General features: G+C 65.4%; 1 protein-coding gene. It reads right to left on the reverse strand.

Going from position 1 to position 1,094, the window contains the following annotated elements:
• Positions 1 to 1,094, reverse strand: a 1,094-nt coding sequence (locus AC1DY7_RS31245; protein ID WP_477497637.1) for a hypothetical protein, incomplete at both ends; no start/stop codon positions are given.

Consider the following 1,094-nt stretch of genomic DNA (forward strand, 5'->3'; position numbering starts at 1 on the left):
AGTTCGGATCCGCCGGTGAGTTCGGATCCGCCGGTGGTGGCGAGTGGGCTGATCAGTGCGCCGGTGCTGGTGTTGATTACTCCCACAGTGGTTGTCGAGACCAGCCCGCTCGCACCCTGGTCGTTGACCAGGGTGGCCAGGGCGCGGCCTTTGGCGTAGAAGTTCAGGCCGCCGGCGATTTGCGCGTCGGSYTTGTCGATGGGCGTGCTGATGATGGTGCCGGTGGTGGTGTTGATGAGGGTGACCAGGGCTCGGTGGCGGAGGCCGCCCATGCCGGGGGTGCCGCCGGCGACGTCGTCGGTGAYSAGCCASASGCGGGTGTTYTTGTCGGTGAAGATGGGTCCGGTGGTGGTGCCGTTGACGCGGATCGGATCGGAAATCCACGCACCGGTGCTCAAGTTCAAAAGGCCGAATTGGGTGCGGTCGAAGGCCATGTCGTTGGTGGTGATGTAGGCGCGGGTTTTCTTGCTGTCGAACGTGATTGGGGCGGCGAGTTCGGATCCTCCGGTGGAGGCGAGTGGGCCGATCAGTGCGCCGGTGCTGGTGTTKATCACTCCGGCATAGGTGGTGGAGAGGCCGCCTTTGGCGCTCTGGTCGTTGATCAGGGTTACCAGCGCGCGACCTTTGGCGTAGAAGTTCAATCCGTCGACGACCTGTCCGGCCGCCTTGATGGGGGTGGCGATCACGGCTCCGGTAGCGGCGTCGAGCAGGGTGACTTCGGCGCGGTGCTCCTGCGGGCCTTGGCCGGGACGACCACCGGCGACGTCGTCGACGACCAGCCAGACGCGGGAGTTCTTCTCGGTGAACACCGGACCGGTCGTTGTCCCGGTGGTCCGGAATGGTTCGGCCACCCATTGACCGGTGGCGAGGTTCAGGACGCCGAATTGGGTGCGGTCGGCGGTGATGTCGCTGGTGGTGATGTAGGCGCGGGTTTTCTTGCTGTCGAACGTGATCGGGGTGGCCAGTTCGGATCCGCCGGTGGTGGCGAGTGGGCTGATCAGTGCGCCGGTGCTGGTGTTGATTACTCCCACAGTGGTTGTCGAGACCAGCCCGCTCGCACCCTGGTCGTTGACCAGGGTGGCCAGGGCGCGGCC

The organism is Mycobacterium sp. P2_H7 (assembly GCF_056403275.1).